The organism is Achromobacter sp. GW823-FHT04E03 (genome assembly GCF_058796095.1).
The window spans coordinates 115,496-128,732 of sequence record NZ_JBXAIJ010000005.1 but is presented as its reverse complement, the minus strand read 5'-3'; the positions used below and the strand labels follow the sequence as shown (position 1 = coordinate 128,732).

At 66.9% G+C, this 13,237-nt stretch carries 13 protein-coding genes; 8 read left to right on the top strand and 5 right to left on the bottom strand.

What is annotated here, in order from left to right:
* Positions 1 to 53: 53 nt before the first annotated feature.
* Both boxC and AC1RHV_RS28075 read right to left on the bottom strand, forming a co-directional pair.
* On the bottom strand, positions 54 to 1,712 hold the full coding sequence (gene boxC / locus AC1RHV_RS28080) for a 2,3-epoxybenzoyl-CoA dihydrolase (protein WP_054451427.1): 1,659 nt from the start codon (positions 1,710 to 1,712) through the stop codon (positions 54 to 56).
* 143 nt (positions 1,713 to 1,855) lie between these two features.
* Positions 1,856 to 2,764 (bottom strand): helix-turn-helix transcriptional regulator, encoded by a 909-nt coding sequence (locus tag AC1RHV_RS28075; RefSeq protein ID WP_042794737.1) that lies wholly within the window; start codon positions 2,762 to 2,764, stop codon positions 1,856 to 1,858.
* Positions 2,765 to 2,940: 176 nt separating this feature from the next.
* Between AC1RHV_RS28075 and AC1RHV_RS28070 the strand changes: the two genes are divergently transcribed.
* The 8 genes from AC1RHV_RS28070 (at position 2,941) to AC1RHV_RS28035 (ending at position 10,518) form a co-directional block, all read left to right on the top strand.
* Entirely contained in the window at positions 2,941 to 3,411 is a 471-nt protein-coding gene (locus AC1RHV_RS28070) for a DUF4863 family protein (protein ID WP_192353353.1), read from the top strand.
* Between the two features lie 73 nt (positions 3,412 to 3,484).
* The gene (locus AC1RHV_RS28065; RefSeq protein ID WP_192329093.1) at positions 3,485 to 5,044 is read left to right on the top strand and encodes a benzoate-CoA ligase family protein; all 1,560 of its coding nucleotides are present in this window, start codon (positions 3,485 to 3,487) and stop codon (positions 5,042 to 5,044) included.
* Complete coding sequence (locus AC1RHV_RS28060; RefSeq protein WP_492302363.1) at positions 5,041 to 5,865, top strand: alpha/beta fold hydrolase; 825 nt, start codon at positions 5,041 to 5,043, stop codon at positions 5,863 to 5,865. Before AC1RHV_RS28065 ends, AC1RHV_RS28060 begins: the two co-directional genes overlap by 4 nt.
* A 36-nt stretch (positions 5,866 to 5,901) precedes the next feature.
* On the top strand, positions 5,902 to 7,062 hold the full coding sequence (locus AC1RHV_RS28055) for an ABC transporter substrate-binding protein (protein ID WP_119450589.1): 1,161 nt from the start codon (positions 5,902 to 5,904) through the stop codon (positions 7,060 to 7,062).
* Between the two features lie 25 nt (positions 7,063 to 7,087).
* Complete coding sequence (locus AC1RHV_RS28050; protein ID WP_042794742.1) at positions 7,088 to 7,969, top strand: branched-chain amino acid ABC transporter permease; 882 nt, start codon at positions 7,088 to 7,090, stop codon at positions 7,967 to 7,969.
* Between the two features lie 2 nt (positions 7,970 to 7,971).
* Complete coding sequence (locus AC1RHV_RS28045) at positions 7,972 to 9,054, top strand: branched-chain amino acid ABC transporter permease (protein WP_492302361.1); 1,083 nt, start codon at positions 7,972 to 7,974, stop codon at positions 9,052 to 9,054.
* The gene (locus AC1RHV_RS28040) at positions 9,047 to 9,811 is read left to right on the top strand and encodes an ABC transporter ATP-binding protein (RefSeq protein WP_175214357.1); all 765 of its coding nucleotides are present in this window, start codon (positions 9,047 to 9,049) and stop codon (positions 9,809 to 9,811) included. Before AC1RHV_RS28045 ends, AC1RHV_RS28040 begins: the two co-directional genes overlap by 8 nt.
* Entirely contained in the window at positions 9,808 to 10,518 is a 711-nt protein-coding gene (locus AC1RHV_RS28035) for an ABC transporter ATP-binding protein (protein ID WP_492302359.1), read from the top strand. The genes AC1RHV_RS28040 and AC1RHV_RS28035 overlap by 4 nt, the downstream gene beginning before the upstream one ends.
* 1 nt (position 10,519) lies before the next feature.
* Here the strand turns inward: AC1RHV_RS28035 and AC1RHV_RS28030 are convergent, their stop codons facing one another.
* From AC1RHV_RS28030 to AC1RHV_RS28020, 3 genes are read right to left on the bottom strand one after another with little or no spacing between them, the layout of a single operon-like run.
* Positions 10,520 to 11,623 carry an ABC transporter ATP-binding protein gene (locus tag AC1RHV_RS28030; protein ID WP_192492490.1) on the bottom strand — a complete coding sequence of 368 codons (1,104 nt, stop codon included), beginning with the start codon at positions 11,621 to 11,623 and terminating at the stop codon, positions 10,520 to 10,522.
* Entirely contained in the window at positions 11,620 to 12,423 is an 804-nt protein-coding gene (locus AC1RHV_RS28025; RefSeq protein ID WP_460360870.1) for an ABC transporter permease, read from the bottom strand. Before AC1RHV_RS28025 ends, AC1RHV_RS28030 begins: the two co-directional genes overlap by 4 nt.
* The gene (locus tag AC1RHV_RS28020; RefSeq protein ID WP_492302357.1) at positions 12,420 to 13,226 is read right to left on the bottom strand and encodes an ABC transporter permease; all 807 of its coding nucleotides are present in this window, start codon (positions 13,224 to 13,226) and stop codon (positions 12,420 to 12,422) included. Before AC1RHV_RS28020 ends, AC1RHV_RS28025 begins: the two co-directional genes overlap by 4 nt.
* Between the last annotated feature and the right edge of the window lie 11 nt (positions 13,227 to 13,237).

Here is a 13,237-nt window from a genome sequence, read left to right as displayed (position 1 = left end):
GCTCCTGTTCCTTTGGGGTGGCCGCGTTCACGCGGCGCGGTGACGCGGGGCCATCAGACCCGGTTCCAGTCGAATGCGGCTTGCTCGCCCTTGCCGTAGAGCTTGAGCGCGCCCTTGTCGCCGGCAGCGTTGGGGCGGTTGAAGATCCAGTTCTGCCAGGCCGTGAGGCGGCCGAAGATGCGGGTCTCCATCGTTTCCTGTCCGCCGAAGCGCAGGTTGGCTTCCAGTCCGGTCAGGGCGTCGGGCGACAGCGCGCGGCGCTCTTCCAGCATCATGCGCACTTCGTCGTCCCAATCGATGTTGTCCGGCGCATAGGTGACCAGGCCCAGCTCCAGCGCGTCGGTGGCGGACAGTTGCTGGCCGGCTCGCGCGCGCACCGCTTCCAGGGGCGCTTCCTCTTCATAGAAGCGGCGCTGCAGGCGGCTCTGGCCGTTGACCAGCGGATACGCGCCGAAATTGCGCTCGCCCACCACGATCTGCGCGGGCGCGGATTCGTCTTCGTTGTCCAGCATGTAGCTGCGGTCGGCAGCCAGCGCCAGTTCGAGCAAGGTGCCTGCAAAGCAGGAGCCGGGTTCGATCAGCGCGAACAGGCTGCGCGAGGTCACGTCCAGGCGCGCCAAGGTGCGGCGCAGCATGCCGGCGGTTTCGCGCACGAACCAGTGGTCCGCATGCTGTTGGAGCGCGGCATCCGCGGCCAACACCAGCGCGGCGTCGCCTTCGGTCTTGATGATCCAGGTGCCGATGTCCAGTTCGTTGGTGCGCATCGACAGGATGGCATCGTCCAGTTCGCGCGCCATCTGCAGCGGCCACCAGGCCGCGCCGGCCGCGACGATGTCCTGCAGCTCGGTTTGCACCGCGCCCTCGGGCGCGCGCACCGTCCAGGTGGCCTGGCGCTTCTCGCGGTCCAACTTGATGTCCACATAGCGGTAGGACAGGCCATCGGCGCTTTCCGTGCGCTGCACCGGCGTCAACGCGATGCCTTGCTCGCCTGCCGGGCGGTCGCTGCCCTGCGCCAGCGCCTGCGCGCGCTCACGCACGGCCTCCTCGAAGCGGGCCGGCTTGACCACTTCGTCCACCAGGCGCCAATCCTTGGCGCGCTGGCCGCGCACGCCCTCGACCAAGGTGCAGAAAATGTCGGCATGGTCGTGGCGCACCCGGCGCTTGTCGGTCACGCGGGTCAGGCCGCCGGTGCCGGGCAGCACGCCCAGCAGCGGCACCTCGGGCAGTGCGACCGCGGACGAGCGGTCGTCGATCAGCATGATCTCGTCGCAGGCCAGCGCCAGCTCGTAGCCACCCCCGGCGCAGGCGCCGTTGAGCGCGGCGATGAACTTCAGGCCGCTGTGGCGGCTGGAATCTTCAATGCCGTTGCGGGTTTCGTTGGTGAACTTGCAGAAGTTCACCTTCCAGGCGTGCGAGGACAGACCCAGCATGAAGATATTGGCGCCGGAACAGAAGATGCGGTCCTTCATGCTGGTCACGACCACGGTGCGCACTTCCGGGTGTTCGAAGCGGATGCGCTGCAAGGCGTCATGCAGTTCGATGTCCACCCCCAGGTCGTAGGAATTCAGCTTGAGCTTGTAGCCCGGACGCAGGCCACCGTCCTCGGCAACATCCATGGCCAGCGTGGCGACCGGGCCGTCGAAGCTCAAGCGCCAGTGGCGGTACTGCTCGGGGTCGGTCCGGAAATCAACCCGGTTGAGGGTGCTGCTCATAGTGTGTCTCCTCGTACGCCTGCCAAAACAGGAAAAATACTGCACCACATGAATTATTGTGCAGATTAGAGGACAAAAAAAGCCCCGTCAAGCGGGGCATGCACAAAAATGCATATTGCCGGCGCTGCCGGCATCGAATCCAGCTATAGCGGCAGGCCGCAAGCCTTACGCACCTGGGTGCGCAGGCCGGCAAAGCTTTCCTGCACGTCCAGGTTGCTGGTGACCCAGGTGAGGTCGGCCTTGGCGTAGAAGGCTTCGCGTCCGGCCAGGATGCGCTTGAGATCCGCCATGGCCTCGTTGTTGCCCGACATGGGACGGAAATCCCCCTGCGCCATGACCCGGCCCATGTGCTCCTCGGGCGTGGCGCGCAGCCATACCGTGTAGCAGTGCGCCAGCAGCAGATTGAGGGTGGCGGGCTCGGACACCAGCCCGCCCGGCGTGGCCAGTACCATTTCCGGGTAGATCTGCACGGCCTCTTCCAGCGCCCGCCGTTCGTAGCGGCGGTAGGCATTGGGGCCGTACAGATTGTGGATTTCCAGGATGCTGCAGCCGGCCACGCGCTCGATCTCGCGGTTCAACTCCACGAACGGATAACCCAGGTCATCAGCCAGCATCTGGCCCAGCGTGGACTTGCCCGCGCCGCGCAGGCCGATCAGCGCCACGCGCTGGGTGCGGTTGGGGCGCTGCGCCCCCGCCCCTACGCCGAACAGCTGGGTCAGGGCCTCGCGCGCGCGCTGCAGGTCGGATTCCGTGCGGCCGCTGAGCAGCTCGCGGATCAGCAGCCAGTCGGGCGATTCGGTGGTGACGTCGCCCACCAATTCGGCCAGCGCGCAGTTGAAGGCGCGTGCGATCTGCAGCAACACCAGGATGGAGGCATTGCCCACCCCATGTTCCAGATTGGCCAGATGGCGCTCCGATACGCCAGTCACCTGCGACAGGCTCTTGCGGGTCATGCCGCGTATGGCCCGCAGGCGGCGCACCCGCTCGCCCAAGGCCACCAGGAACGCTTCCCGCCTGGGTTCGGATGGCGCCGCATCTAGCGCTTGATTCATGTTTACGTGACTCCGCAAAAACCCTGATTACCACGTTTTATGCACTATAGTGCTTGACCATAATCAATGGAAGCACTATTTTTCCATTCAATCAGTCCAAAGCGCCTCATGTGCAAAAAAGCAGCAGTCGATTTCATGTCGATTCTGAAGCGCCGACAGTGTAAAGGAGGAGCCCGGTGAGTACGCCTGATCAATTCCATGCCCTGATGCGCGAGGTCACGCGCCTGACGCAAGGCCAGCCGCTGGACGCGGCGCTGCAGGAAAGCCTGAACCGCGAGGCCGGCCCGCAAAGCGCCCTGTTCCAGGAGATCTACGCCACCTGTAGGCAGGGCGTGGCCGAAGGCTGGATGTGCAGCCGGGAAGGCGGCGGCATCCGCTACGGCCGCGTCATCAAGCCCGCGCCAGACCTGGCGGACTGCTCGGTGGACGTAGTGGACATGAACAATCTTGCCGGCCCGCACCACGCGCACCCCAATGGCGAGATCGACATGATCATGCCGCTGACCGAGGGCGCCCGCTTCGACGGCCACGGCGCCGGCTGGCTGGTCTACGGCCCCGGCAGCGCGCACAGCCCGACCGTGAGCGGCGGCCGCGCGCTGGTGCTGTATCTGCTGCCGGGCGGCGCCATCGAATTCACGCGCACCTGAGAGGCCCCGCCCCACCCGCCGCCAGAAAAACACACAAAGCGCGGCTCCCCCCACAGGACATCAGGAGACAACCGTGAACGCCTGTCCCGACGAACTCAACTTCGCCAGCCACCTGGCGGCGCTCAATGCGCCGCGCGCCGCCAAGCCGGCCTACATCGACGACACGCGCCAGATCAGCTACGGCGAACTGGCGGAGCGGGTGGCGCGCATGGCCGGCGCGCTGCGCCAGCTGGGCCTGCGGCGCGAGGAGCGCATCCTGCTGCTGATGCAGGACACTGTCGACTGGCCGGTGGTATTTCTGGGCGCGCTGCATGCGGGCGTGGTGCCGGTGGCCGTGAACACCCTGCTTACCGCCGATGACTACGCTTACATCATTGGCCACAGCCGCGTGCGCGCCGTGTTCGTATCGGGCGCCTTGCTGCCGGTGGTGCAGACCGCGCTGGGGCAGGCCGCCGCCGATGTCGAACACCTGGTAGTTTCCCAGCCGGCCGGCGCCTTGCCCGAAGGCGGGCGCGAATTCGAATCGCTGCTGGCCGCCGCCCCGCTCGCGCCAGCGGCGCGCACCCTGTCCGACGAGATCGCTTTCTGGCTGTATTCGTCCGGCTCCACCGGCAAACCCAAGGGCGTGGTCCACACCCATGGCAACCTGTGGCACACGGCCGAACTCTATGCCAAGCCCGTGCTCGGCATCCGCGAGGACGACGTGGTGTTCTCGGCCGCCAAGCTGTTCTTCGCCTATGGCCTGGGCAATGGCCTGACCTTCCCCCTGTCCGTGGGCGCGACCGTCATCCTGATGGGCGAACGCCCCACGCCGCAAGCGGTCTTCAAACGCCTGACGCAGCATCGGCCTACCGTGTTCTACGGCGTGCCCACGCTGTACGCCAGCATGCTGGCCTCGCCCGACCTGCCGGCGCGCGAACAGGTCGCCATGCGCATCTGCACGTCCGCCGGCGAAGCGTTGCCGCGCGACATCGGCGAACGCTACACGCGCCACTTCGGCTGCGAGATCCTGGACGGCATCGGCTCCACCGAGATGCTGCACATCTTCATCTCCAACCAGACCGGGCAGCTGCGCTACGGCACCACCGGCAAGCCCGTGCCGGGCTATGAGGTGCAGTTGCGCGACGAGAACGGCGCCCCGGTGCCGCCCGGCGCCATCGGCGACCTCTACATCAAAGGCCCCAGCGCAGCCCTGATGTACTGGAACAACCGCGACAAGACGCGCCAGTGCTTCCTGGGCGACTGGCTCAAGAGCGGCGACAAGTACACCTGCGACGCGGACGGCTACTACACCTATGCCGGGCGCAGCGACGACATGATCAAGGTCAGCGGCCAGTACGTGTCGCCAGTGGAGGTCGAGAACATCCTGGTGCAGCACGAGGCTGTGCTGGAAGCGGCCGTGATCGGCGTGCCGGACCACGACGGGCTGGTCAAGACCAAGGCATACGTGGTGCTGCGTCCCGGCTTCGAGCCCGACGCGCAGACCGGGGCTGCGCTGCAGAATTACGTGAAGCAGCATCTGGCGCCGTTCAAGTATCCGCGCCAGATCAATTTCACGGAAGAACTGCCCAAGACGGCCACCGGGAAGATACAGCGCTTCCGCCTGCGCCAATTGGAAGAGGCCACGCTATGAGCGCCTGCGCCGTGGCCGAGACCGTGTTTGCCGAGTTTCATGCCGGCGGCCGGGATCTGCGCCTGGAATACCAGTGGATAGGGTCCGACAGCCCCGGCGCCCCGTTGCTGGTCTTCCTGCACGAAGGACTGGGGTCCGTATCCATGTGGAAGGACTGGCCCGAGCGCGTCTGTGCAGCAGCCGGGTGCCGCGGACTGGTGTATTCGCGCTACGGCTACGGGCAATCGACGCCCCGGCCGCCAGCAGAAAAGCGGCCGGTGGATTTCATGCACATCGAGGCGCGCGAGGTGCTGCCCGCGCTGTTGATCGCGCTGGGCGTGGACGCCCGGCGCTACAAGCCGGTGCTGCTCGGCCACAGCGACGGCGGCTCCATCGCCCTGCTGTATGCGGCCATGCATCCCGACGCGGTGGCCGGCGTGGTCGCCGCCGCGCCCCATATCCTGGTCGAAGACGTGTCGGTCGCCAGCATCGCGCAGGCGCGCCAGGCCTATCTGGACACGGACCTGCGCGCCCGGCTGGGGCGCTATCACGCGGACCCGGATTCGGCGTTCTGGGGCTGGAACGACATCTGGCTGGACCCGGCTTTCCGCCGCTGGAACCTGGACGAATACCTGCCCCGCATCGCCTGCCCCGTGCTTGCCATCCAGGGCGTGGACGACGAATACGGCAGCTTGGCGCAGATACGCGGCATACGCCGGCTCGCGCCCCAGACCGAACTGCTGGAACTGCCCGACTGCGGCCACTCTGCGCACAAGGATCAGCCGGCGCTAGTCATCCAGGCCGTCGCCGCTTTCGTCGGCGGCCTGGCACAACCCCGCTGACCTCACGTCGGCCCATAACAAGCACGGAGACTAACCATGAACCACGCCCTGACCCGGGCTGCGCTCGCCGCGGCTCTGACGCTCGCCGCCACCGGCGCCCAGGCCGCCGACAAGATCAAGGTCGGCTTCATGCTGCCCTACAGCGGCACCTACGCCGCGCTGGGCAACGCCATCGAGAACGGCTTCAAGCTGTATGTCGCGGAACAAGGCGGCAAGCTGGGCGGACGCGAGATCGAATACTTCAAGGTGGACGACGAGTCCAACCCCGCCAAGGCCGCCGAAAATGCCAACCGCCTGATCAAGCGCGACCAGGTGGACGTGTTGATCGGCACCGTGCACTCGGGCGTGGCGATGGCCCTGGCCAAGGCCGCCAAGGACGCCGACACCACGCTGATCGTGACCAACGCGGGCGCCAACGCCATCACCGGCCCGCTGTGCGGCCCGGGCATCTTCCGCACCTCGTTCACCAATTGGCAGCCGGCGTACGCCATGGGTCCGGTGGCCTTTGCCAAGGGCCACAAGACGGCCGTCACCATCACCTGGAAATACGCGGCCGGCGACGAGGCCATCGGCGGCTTCAAGGAAGGCTTCGAGAAGGCCGGCGGCAAGGTCGTGAAGGAACTGAGCCTGCCGTTTCCCAACGTGGAATTCCAGCCGCTGCTGACCGAGATCGCGGCGCTCAAGCCCGACATGGTGTTCACGTTCTTTGCAGGCGGCGGCGCCGTGAAGTTCGTGCAGGACTATTACGCCGCGGGCCTGGGCAAGACCATCCCGCTGTACGGTTCGGGCTTCCTGACCGATGGCACGCTGGAGGCCCAGGGCGCTTCGGCGCAAGGCCTGCTGACGACGCTGCACTATGCAGACGGCCTGAACACGCCGCGCGACAACGCCTTCCGCGCCGACTACAGCAAAGCCTACAAGGCACAGCCCGACGTCTACGCGGTGCAGGGCTATGACGCCGCGCAGCTGATGCAGTCGGGCCTGGCCGCGGTCAAGGGCGACTTCGCCAAGAAGGAAGACTTCCGCAAGGCCATGCGCGGCGCCACGGTGGACAGCCCGCGCGGCCCCTTCACGCTGTCCAGCGCGGGCAACCCGGTGCAGGACATCTACCTGCGCCGCGTCGACGGGCTGCAGAACAAGGTCGTGGATATCGCCGTGAAGAAGCTGGCCGACCCGGCCCGCGGCTGCAAGCTCTGACCGCAATCCGCCACAGGGAGGCCCCATGGACATCAGCATCCTGCTCATCCAGAGCCTGAACGCTTTCCAGTACGGCTTGCTGCTGTTCCTGGTGGCCAGCGGACTCACGCTGATCTTCGGCATCATGGGCATCATCAATCTTGCCCACGGCAGTTTCTACATGATCGGCGCCTACATGGCGTTCGCGCTGGGACCGGCCGTCGACCGCTGGCTGGGCGGCGGCTTCCTGGCCACGCTGGCGGTCTGCGTGCTGGCCGCCGGCGCCCTGGGCTATCTGCTGGAGGCCGCCTTTTTCAGCTACCTGTACAAGCGCAACCACTTGCAGCAGGTGCTGATGACCTACGGCCTGATCCTGGTCTTCGAAGAACTGCGCAGCATCCTGGTGGGCAACGACGTGCACGGCGTGCCCCTGCCTGCCTGGCTGCAGGGCAGCATCGCGCTGGGCGACGTCATGACCTATCCGGTCTACCGGCTGTTCATTTCCGCCGTCGGCATCGCGGTGGCGCTGTTGCTGTACTGGGTCATCACGCGCACGCGGCTGGGCATGATGCTGCGGGCCGGCGCTAGCAACCGCGAGATGATCGGATCGCTGGGCATAGACATCAACAAGCTCTATCGCCTGGTGTTCGCGGCAGGCGTTGCGCTGGCGGCGCTGGCAGGCAGCATCGCCGCACCGGTGTCCTCGGTCTATCCCGGCATGGGCAACGGCGTGCTCATCATCTGCTTCGTGGTGGTGGTGATCGGCGGCATCGGCTCGATCCGTGGCGCCTTCCTGGCCGCGATGCTGGTGGGCGTGGTGGAAACCTTCGGCCAGGTGCTGTTCCCGTCCGCGGCGGGCGTGCTGGTGTACCTGCTGATGGCCTTCATACTTCTTTGCAAGCCCGAAGGGCTGTTCAAGCAGGGCTGACCATGTTGAACCGACTCTTGCCCATTGCGGCGCTGCTGGCGCTGGCCGCTTTCTCCTGGAGCGGCAGCGACTACTACACCGGCCTGGCGATCAAGATCATGATCTATGGAATCTTCGCGCTCAGCCTGCAGCTGCTGGTGGGCGGCGCGGGACTGGTCAGCCTGGGCCACGCCGCCTTCTTCGGCATCGGCGCCTACGTCGCGGCGCTGCTGTCGCCGGAATCCGAAGCCGCCGGCCTGTGGTGGCTGCTGCCGGCCGCCCTGCTCGCCGCCGCGGCCTATGCGTTGGCGACCGGCGCGCTGGCGCTGCGCACCCGCGGCGTGTACTTCATCATGGTCACGCTGGCCTTCTCGCAGATGGCCTACTACGTGTTCCACGACACCAAGATCGGCGGCGGCAGCGACGGCATCTACCTGTACTTCCGGCCCGAACTGTCCCTGGGCGGCTGGCTGCCGTTCGACCTGGGCGATGCCCGGACCTTCTACTTCTTCGTGCTCGCCTGCCTGGCGCTGACCTGGGGCTTCCTGGCGCTGCTGCGGCGCTCGCCTTTCGGCGCCGCGCTCGCCGGCATCCGCATCAACGAACAGCGCATGCGCGCGGCCGGCTACTCGACCTATCCCTACAAGCTGGCCGCCTATGTCATCGGCGCCACGCTGGCCAGCCTGGCGGGCTTTCTGTTCGCGCTGAAGGACGGCTTCGTCACGCCCGAGCTGCTGGCCTGGGAACAATCGGGCCTGGTGCTGCTGATGGTGATCCTGGGCGGCATGGGCAGCCTGGGCGGAGCGGTGCTGGGCACTGTGGCGCTGGTGCTGATGCAGGAACTGTTCCAGTCGCAGGAGATTTTTGGCGAATACGCGCGCCACTGGCACCTGCCGCTGGGCGTGGCCATCATCGCGCTGGTGGCCTTGCTGCCCAACGGCCTGGCCGGGCTGCCGGCTCAGCTGCGCCAGCGCCGCGCGGCGCACGTTGCCGCCCCCAGCCTGGACGCCGACACCGCCCGCGCCGCGCCCAAACCGGATGCCGCGCATTCCAGCCGTCAGCAGGCCCCCGCCCGCCTGCCCATCCAGGGAGAGCCCCATGTCTGATGTCCTGCTGGCCGCAAGCGCGGTCACGCGCCGCTTCGGCGGCCTGACGGCGGTGAACGGCGTGTCGCTGGAATTGCAGCGCGGCCAGGTCCACGCCGTCATCGGCACCAACGGCGCGGGCAAGTCCACGCTGATCAACATCCTGTCGGGCGAACTCGCGCCCAGCAGCGGCCAAGTCATGCTGGGCGGCCGCGACATCACGGCCTGGCGCCAGCCCGACCGGGCGCGCGCGGGCCTGGGCCGCAGCTACCAGCGGTCCACCATCTTTCCCGAACTGAGCGTGTTCGAAAACTGCAGGCTGGCCGCCCAGGCTCGCCGCCAGCGCTTCTGGCACTGGTGGCGGTCCGCCGCCGAATGCCGCCACAGCGCGGAGCTTGCGCGTCACGCGCTGGAGCGCACCGGCCTGGCGGACGACGCCGCGCGCGACGCCGGGCTGCTGCCGCATGGCCGCAAGCGCCAGCTTGAGATCGCCATGTGCCTGGCTGGCGAACCGCAGGTGCTGCTGTTGGACGAACCCCTGGCCGGCATGGGCCCCGAGGAAACCGACCGCATCCTGGAGCTGCTGGAAGCGCTCAAGCCCGGCCACGCAATCCTGCTGGTGGAACACGACATGGACGCGGTCTTCCGCGTCGCCGAAACCATTACCGTCATGGTCAACGGCGCCGCCATCGCCAGCGGCACGCCAGACGCGATCCGCGCCAACCCCGACGTGCGCACTGCCTACCTGGGCGAAGACAGCCATGGAGCCAGCGTATGACCGCATTGATCGAAGCAGGCGGCCTGCACGTTTACTACGGCGCCAGCCATGTGCTGCGCGGCATCGACATGCATATCGCGCCCGGAGAATCCGTAGGCCTGGTGGGGCGCAACGGCATGGGCAAGACCACGCTGATCCGCAGCCTGATGGGCCACGTCAGAAGCGCCCAGGGCAGCGTGCGCGTGGACGGGCGTGACTGCACCCGTGCGCAGCCCCACGCCATCGCCCGCATGGGCGTGGCCTATGTACCCGAAGGGCGCGCCATCTTTCCCAACCTGAACGTGCGCGAGAACCTGCAGGTGGCAGCGCGCGCCGGCCGCGACGGCCGCCAGGACTGGACCTACGCGCGCGTGCTGGAGGTGTTTCCGCGCCTGCGGGAACGCCTGGGCCATGGCGGCCAGCAGCTATCGGGGGGCGAGCAGCAGATGCTGGCCATCGGCCGGGCGCTGATGACCAATCCCGAACTGCTGATCCTGGACGAAGCCACCGAGGGCCTGGCCCCGCTGATCGTGGCCGAGATCTGGAAAATCATCCGCCAGATCCGCTCCAGCGGCATGTCCACGCTGATCGTGGACCGCAATTACCGGGCGGTGCTGGAACACACCGACCGCTGCCTGGTGATGGAAAAAGGCCAGATCGTGCAGGACGGCGACAGCGCGTCGCTGGCCCGGCAGCCCGAGCAGTTGACGCGCTATCTGGGGGTTTAGATCAGGCCGCCCCGGCGGCGTCCAGGACGCTAACGACCGCGGCGTCCAGCACCACCCCGACCTCGGCGCCCTGCCGCAGATCCGGAGCGCCTTGCGAGCCGGCGACCAACTCCAGGTACAAGGGCGTGCCGCGGGGCGTGCGCAACAGATAGTTGAGCAGGTTGCCGGCATAGCTGACCGCCTCGACCCTGGCCTGCAGGCCGCCATCACCCGCCAAGGCCAGCCGCAGTTTGTGCGGCCGCACCACCAGGCTCACGCTCTCGCCCGCGGCGTAGGCGCGCGAGGCGCCGCCCACCTGGATCGTTCCCCCCTCGTAGTCCACCGCCACGCCCTCCTGCCCCGTGGATCGCACCGTGCCCTCGAGCACGTTGCTGCGGCCCAGGAACTCGGCCACGAACAGGTTCGCCGGCCGCTCATAGAGCTCGGACGGCGTGCCGATCTGCGCAATCCGCCCCTGGTTGAAAATAACGATGCGGTCCGACATGGACAGGGCTTCTTCCTGGTCATGCGTCACGTACAGGAACGACGCGCCGGACTCCTTGTTCAGCTTGCGCAGTTCCCATTGCAAATCCGCGCGCAGCTTTTTGTCCAGCGCGGATAGCGGCTCGTCCAGCAGCAACGCATCGGGCCGGTACACCAGCGCGCGCGCCAGCGCCACGCGCTGCTGCTGCCCGCCGGACAGCTGCCTGGGATACCTGCCGGCATAGGCGCCCAGCTGCACCTGTTCCAGCGCGGCGCGGGCGCGAGTTCGCGCTTCGGCGCCCGAGACCCCGCGTATCGACAGAGGAAACCTCACGTTCTGCTCCACCGTCATGTGGGGAAACAGCGCATAGCCCTGGAACACCATGCCGAAACCGCGGTCCTCGGGCGGCCGGCGCGTAATGGATTCGCCCTTGTGGAAGATCTCGCCGGCGCTCGGCGCGACGAAGCCCGCAATCGACATCAAGGTGGTCGTCTTGCCGGATCCCGACGGGCCCAGTAGCGTCAGGAATTCGCCCGGCGCCAGCGAGAAATCGACGCCATCCAGCGCCACCGTCGCACCAAAGAGTTTGCGCAGCCCCTGCACGCGCAGCAAGGGTTCGGATAAAGAGTGAGACGAGTTCATGAGGATTCCCGCTTTCCTTTCCGATGCGCGAGCAGGCGCTCGACGCACAGGCAGATGAAGGTGATCAAGATCATCAGGGTGGCCACGGCCGCTATCGTGGGGTCGACGTTTTCGTTGATGCCGTCCCACATCGCGCGCGGCAGCAGATAGACGTTGCGAGTGGTGATGAACAACAACACAACCAGCTCGTCCCATGACACGATGAACGCGAAGATCGCGCCCGAAACGATGCCGGGCCGGATGCCGGGCAGCGTCACCCGCCGCAGCACCTGCAAGGGCCGCGCCCCCATGGAACGGGCGGCCTGCTCCAGGCGCGGGTCGAAGTTGGCGAGGGCCGAGCCCACCGACACAAAGACGAACGGCGTGGCCGCCACCACGTGCGCCAGCACCACGCCGGTGTAGGTATCGAGCAGCCCCAGGTCGATGTACAACCGGTAGTACGCCAGCGCACCCACGATGGTGGGCACGATCAGCGGCAACAGGGCCAGCATGCGCACCAGGCCGCCCAGCCTCGCGCCCAGCTTCCATGCGCCGATGGCGGCCGCGCACCCCAGCACGGTGGCGGCGCAGGTGGAGACCGCGGAGACGGCGACGCTCTGCAACAGGCTGTCGCGCCATACCGGACTCTCCACTAGTTGCCGGTAGTGCTGCAGCGACCAGGACTCCGACGGAAACGACAGATAGCTGCGGTCAGTGAACGAAACCGGCACGACCACCAGCGCTGGCAGGAACAGGTAGGCCAGCACCAGCCCCGCGCCCAACGCCGCCAGGGCGAACCACAAGGAAGGACGTATCGTCATGGCGCACCGAACAGGGAAGGAACACGCACGCAGCGCGACATCAGGATCAGGCTCAGAACCACAGTGACCAGCAAGGCGCTGGCGAATGCGGTCGAAATCCCCCAGTTCATGGTCTCGCTGATGCCGAACTCGATGTACTGAGCCACCATCACGGTCTTGCCTCCGCCCAACAGCGCCGGCGTGATGAAGAAGCCCAGGCAGAAGATGAACACCAGCACGGCCGCGGCCAGCACGCCCGGCAGGGACAGCGGCAGGTATACGCGCAGAAAGGTGCGTACGGGTCCAGCGCCCAGCGCGCGCGACGCCGCCATCAGCGACCGGTCCATGCCCAGCATGTTGGTCAGCATCGGCAGCACGGCGTAGGGAATCATGTAGTGCACCATGCCGATCAGCACGCCGGTCTCATTGCGCAGCAACGCCAGCGGCCGGTCGACCAGGCCCAAGGCCATCAGCGTCGCATTGACCACTCCCTCCTTGGACAGCAGCAGCACCCACGCGAACGCGCGCACTAGCACCGACAGCCAGAACGGCACCAGCAGGCAGATCGTCATCCAGCTGCGCACATGCTCAGGCACGTTCGCCATGACATAGGCCACCAGATAGCCCAGCACCAATGCAATGACCGTGGTCCAGAGGCATACCCTGGCGGTCGTGGCCATGATCTTCAGGTAGAGCGGCTGCGTGAACAGCGCCACATAGTTGCCGATGCCCGCGACGGGCTCGGTGAAGCTGATCGCCAGGATGTGCAAGACCGGCAGCAGGAACAGGCCTCCCACCAGCAACACCACGGGCAGAACCAGCACGGCGGTAAGGA

Excerpts from the sequence above, each read along its gene's own strand:
- AC1RHV_RS28045 (WP_492302361.1), top strand. The coding sequence starts at position 7,972 with ATGTTGAACCGACTCTTGCCCATTGCGGCGCTGCTGGCGCTGGCCGCT.
- AC1RHV_RS28035 (WP_492302359.1), top strand. The coding sequence starts at position 9,808 with ATGACCGCATTGATCGAAGCAGGCGGCCTGCACGTTTACTACGGCGCC.
- AC1RHV_RS28040 (WP_175214357.1), top strand. The coding sequence starts at position 9,047 with ATGTCTGATGTCCTGCTGGCCGCAAGCGCGGTCACGCGCCGCTTCGGC.
- AC1RHV_RS28075 (WP_042794737.1), bottom strand. The coding sequence starts at position 2,764 with ATGAATCAAGCGCTAGATGCGGCGCCATCCGAACCCAGGCGGGAAGCG.
- AC1RHV_RS28025 (WP_460360870.1), bottom strand. The coding sequence starts at position 12,423 with ATGACGATACGTCCTTCCTTGTGGTTCGCCCTGGCGGCGTTGGGCGCG.
- boxC (WP_054451427.1), bottom strand. The coding sequence starts at position 1,712 with ATGAGCAGCACCCTCAACCGGGTTGATTTCCGGACCGACCCCGAGCAG.
- AC1RHV_RS28030 (WP_192492490.1), bottom strand. The coding sequence starts at position 11,623 with ATGAACTCGTCTCACTCTTTATCCGAACCCTTGCTGCGCGTGCAGGGG.
- AC1RHV_RS28050 (WP_042794742.1), top strand. The coding sequence starts at position 7,088 with ATGGACATCAGCATCCTGCTCATCCAGAGCCTGAACGCTTTCCAGTAC.
- AC1RHV_RS28060 (WP_492302363.1), top strand. The coding sequence starts at position 5,041 with ATGAGCGCCTGCGCCGTGGCCGAGACCGTGTTTGCCGAGTTTCATGCC.
- AC1RHV_RS28055 (WP_119450589.1), top strand. The coding sequence starts at position 5,902 with ATGAACCACGCCCTGACCCGGGCTGCGCTCGCCGCGGCTCTGACGCTC.